The sequence below is a fragment of the Mesotoga sp. UBA5825 genome (assembly GCF_002432955.1).
In the GTDB taxonomy this organism is placed as follows: Bacteria; Thermotogota; Thermotogae; order Petrotogales; family Kosmotogaceae; genus Mesotoga.
This window is the reverse complement of record NZ_DJHG01000073.1, coordinates 1-4,720: the sequence shown is the minus strand read 5'-3', so window position 1 is coordinate 4,720 and position 4,720 is coordinate 1. Positions and strand designations below refer to the sequence as shown.

At 48.1% G+C, this 4,720-nt stretch carries 1 protein-coding gene; it reads right to left on the bottom strand.

Translation table 11 applies throughout. The features are described 5' to 3' along the window. Window positions 1-4,274 (bottom strand): right-handed parallel beta-helix repeat-containing protein (locus B3N33_RS07405; RefSeq protein WP_292592776.1); only part of this gene is annotated, 4,274 nt, incomplete at its 3' end. Window positions 4,275-4,720 lie beyond the last annotated feature (446 nt).

Below are 4,720 nucleotides of genomic sequence, written 5' to 3'. Positions count from 1 at the left end.
ATGTCGCCCCACCAGCAATCTACAGCAACTACCTCGACCTGACTATCGTTTCTTACACCATAGATGGTGTTCTCTTCGAAGATACAGTCAGCGAAAGAAATAGGAACGGTCTGCGAGGAGGAGATCCCTACTCCAGTTGAATTTCCAGAGAACGAAGACTCAAGAACTTCTAAGAATCCAGTGCAGTCGCTTAGATGAAGACCATCGCCGGCAGTCCTTGAGACCGACACATTCTTGGCGATCAATGATCCAGAACCTGTCTTGAAAAGACCTGCCTTGTCCCCGTAACCGGCAAACATAACGATAGCCCACTCAAGCTCCGCGCTCCCTTCTTCCTGTATGTAGATACCTCTCCACCAACCTGGTTCAGGAAGAGAATCATCGCCGTCACGATTAGAATCTCCTCCAAATGAGTCATCCCGCCAGTCGGTGAAAACGATCGGCGCATACTCAGTCCCTGCGGCCTTTAAGCCACCGGAAACCCGTAATCCCCTATAGGCAGCAAACTTCAAAACTGTTCCAGATTTGATTTCCAATATTGCGTTCTTAGAAATGGTTAACTCCCCAGACACGTAGAATGAGTACTCACTGCTCAGGCCGAATACTACGTCGGAGGTTATCATTCCTCCATCTACAAATACATCGGTTCCGTTTTCTTCGAATCTTGCCAACCGGTCGTCGAAAGAGACATTAACTGCCAGCCGTACCCCAGTCCCGTTACTTATGAATGAATTGTTCGAGAGTTCAAGACTTAAATACCCGGCGAGAAGCTTTAGCGCGTCTCCTGTGACATTATGGATAGTAGAATTGGTTAGTGTGAAAGATCCTGATCCGCTACGAACGATCCCGCTCTGGGAGTACCCTATGGTAATCCAATCTAGTTTGGCCTTTCCTGACTCCCTTATGTTCACTGAATTCCACCAGCCTCTATCCGGCGCTGTGGCTTCGGCATCTCTATTCGTATCTCCGCCTACAGAATCATCTCTGAGATCGGTTATATGAACAGGCGATTGCTCAGTTCCTATAGCGATAAATTCGCCATCAACTGTTATAGAAGTATTTTGGGCCACTTTGACAACTGTGCCGGCCAGTATTTCCAGTCTTGCGTCTCTGGAAATAGAAGTGCTTCCGCTCAAGAACAGGGCGGTATGCTCAGGAACTCTCCAGACTATTTCTCCACTTATGGTTCCCGCATCTACGTGAATATCCCGGTTGTTTTCGGCAAAGTGTGTCCTCCCATCTATAGACAGCGAGCTGTTCGCAACGGCCCTTATGCCAATATCGTTGGATTCGAAGAAAGATCCCTCGATAACCACTCCATCTGTCCGGTAGTTAATTCCTGCTCCCGAGTTATGAGAGAAGGTAGATTCTCTAACCATAACCCCGCCGGCTGCATTGTCAACTCTGAAACCGTCTCCTGCAATGTGCTCAACAAGTGTATGCGACATTGCGACGTGTCCCGAACTATTCTTCAAGACTCCAGCCTTATCTCCATACCCCGCGTATCTGATCACGCACATCTCGAAGTCTGCTTTCCCATCTGTCATAATACTGATCGATCTCCACCAGCCGGAAGCCGGAACCGTCTCCTCGCCGTCTCTATTTGCATCTCCGCCAACTGAGTCATCCCTAAGATCGGTGAGGTAGATAGGCAGATTCTCTTTGCCCGTCGCTTCTAGAACTCCGTAAACGATAATTCTGTTATTCTGCCTGAACTTAATGACAGAACCGGAATGAATACTAAGTAAAGCCCCAGCTGCGATATTCACGTCTCCCGTAACTATCATAGAATAATTGCTGCTTGATCCCCAGGCTACTGCTCCGTTAACAGTCCCGCCGTCGAGGTAAATGTCGACCGCATTCCCTTCGAAGGATGTTGTCTGATCGACAAAAGAAGAACCTATACCTATTCGCACTCCATTCGTATTGCTTACATACCGGTTGTCGAAATGCTCGAATGAAGAGTATCCTGCCGCTATACGGAGTCCGTCCCCAGAAGTATTAGCTATGACCGAATTCGATACCGAAAGAGCACCTGTCCCACTCTTAACTATCGTTCCACCATCGGTTCTACCGCCATAGGAGATTCTGCACCAATCGAAGTAAGCAGAACCGTCGTTGCGGATACTTATAGATCTCCACCAGCCGGCCTCCGGTGGTGATTCTGCTCCAGGTATTTCACCGCCAACAGTGTTGTCTCGAAGATCGGTGAAAAAGATGGGTGATTCCTCGGTCCCTAAAGCAATGAGCTTTCCATCGACAGCAAACATAGAGTTCTGCGCTATTTTGATAACAGTTTCCGGCTTCACTGTGAGGCTCGCTCCGGCAGCAATAGTCACGCTACCATTCATCAGAATCGATATATATCCCGGAGTCGCCCACACTACATCTCCCGAGACTGTACCGGGATCAATCTGTACGGCAATACTATTTTCATCAAAATACGTTACTTCGTCCACCTCAATCGAACTGCCAGCAAGAAGTCTTATTCCAATGGCATTAGAAACAATAGCTAAAGCTTCCGTCTTAACTCCGTCGGTCTTGTAATACAATCCTGAACCTGAATTGTGAGACAATGTCGAGTATCTCACTTCGGTGCCGCCAGCTGCATTGTCAACTCTCAGTCCGTCACCCGCAACATCATGTATGGTACTGTACAAAATTGAAAGGGCTCCGGTGCTGTTCTTGATTACTCCGGCTCTATCACTAGCTCCCAGATAACCAATGACACAGTAATGGAAACTCGCGCTGCCCTCGTTCAGAAGACTTATACTCCGCCACCAACCAATCTCCGGCGAAGTCTCATCGCCATCCCCGTTGGCATCTCCGCCGACTAAATCGTTTCGAAAGTCGGTCAAGTTTATGGGAGCGTCTTCTCTACCCTTTGCTTCAAGGTGACCGTATACTAGAATCCTGTTGTTCTGCCTCATCTTAATCACGGTTCCGGCTTTGAGCTCCAATGTGGCGCCTGCAGCGATGGTTATATCTCCATTGGTAACCATAGAGTAATCGCTGTTGGCTCCCCACACAACATTCGTGTTTATTGTGCCTCCGTCAAGGTGGATATCAAGATCATTACCTTCAAATCGCGAAGTGAGATCTGAGAAAGATGAGTTTATCCCCAGCCGCAGACCAACTGAGTTGTGCCCGAAATAGTTGTTCGAAGACTCAAATAGAGAGTACCCGGCAGCTACTCTTAGTCCATCTCCGGCGCTGTTAATAATCGTTGAATTCGATATTCTTAGAAAACTACTGCCGCTCTTAAGAAGAGTAGCTCCATCTGATCTTCCCCCGTAGGCCAGAGTGCACCACTCAAAAACGGCTGAGCCCTCGTTCAGAATATTGATCGACCTCCACCCACCATTCTCGGGAAGAGTCTCGTTCCCGTCACCGTTTGCATCTCCACCCACGGAGTCGTCACGCAGATCAGTGAAAAAGATCTGCCGACTCTCTTCTCCTCTCGCCTGAAGTTCACCGTAGACCAAGATCCTGTTGTTTTGCCTGAACTTGATAACAGTTCCCGGAGCTATCTCAAGAGAAGCCCCGACACCCACCGTCACATCCCCGGTAACCGTCATGGAATAATCGCCGCCGGCTCCCCACCTTACATTCGCGCCGATAGTTCCTCCGTCAAGATGGATGTCTACTTCGTTTGAAACGAAATCTGAAGTCTGGTCAAAGAAGGATGAGTTTATCCCGACCCTGACTCCATTCGTGTTATACATGAATAGGTTGTTCAGGCTTTCAAAAAAAGAGTACCCCGAAGATATTCTGAGACCATCGCCTCGGACTCTTCGGATGATTGAGTTAGTTAGTCTCAAAGACCCCGATCCCGCCTTGAGAATTCCAGCTCCCGTTGAAGCACCTGCAAAGGAAATTTCACACCATTCAAGAAAGGCAGAACCCTCATTACGAATGTTGATAGATCGCCACCATCCAGGTACCTGAGCAGTTCCGGTGAAGACAATCGGGTTCTCCTTATTGCCGACAGCCCTCAGAGTTCCGTCAACAATGAAGTCCTGATTCTGGACGATGAAAATCTCTACCCCCGGTTCGACTGTAAGAATCACATTAGGTGAAACGGTGATAGTAGACCTTACCAAGTACGGACTTCGATCCCTCGTCCAAACAGTATCTTCGGCAACGGTTCCTGACACTTCTGTGGGAGGTTTGTACCCATCAACAGGTGTCTCTGAGTTCAGGGCAAAAAGCACCCCTGACGAAAGTAGAAGGATTATCAGCAGCGAAGTTTTAACAAGGCAAAACGCTTTCATAAAGCACCTCCAGAGTATTCCGGGCTTTGCCGCCAGTACTACTCGGAGATTGGCCCGATCACGCGCCAAAGCCTTCGTATGAACTGATTATACATATGTGCGGAGCGAATACTTAGCAGATTGAATAGTACTCTCTTGATTTAAGTAACAATCTGGAAGGAAGGTATGGACGGACAAATGTTTGGTTAGTATGGCTTTCCACGAGGCAAATTCGGTGAAGAGACCTGTTTCGCGACTAGGTTCAGTCCATTGTGATCGTTCAATAATCCCTTATGAACTCACATTACGACTGGCCAGCATCAACGCTCAGAATTCTTGCTTATTGGAGGGCAGGATATCTCTTCTACAATCATTTAGGTCAAACACTTGCCTTCATAATTACTCTATAGATGGTCGAGCAGGTCTCATCCATGCTTCACAAAGGTGTTCTTGCTCAGTTCCCGGAC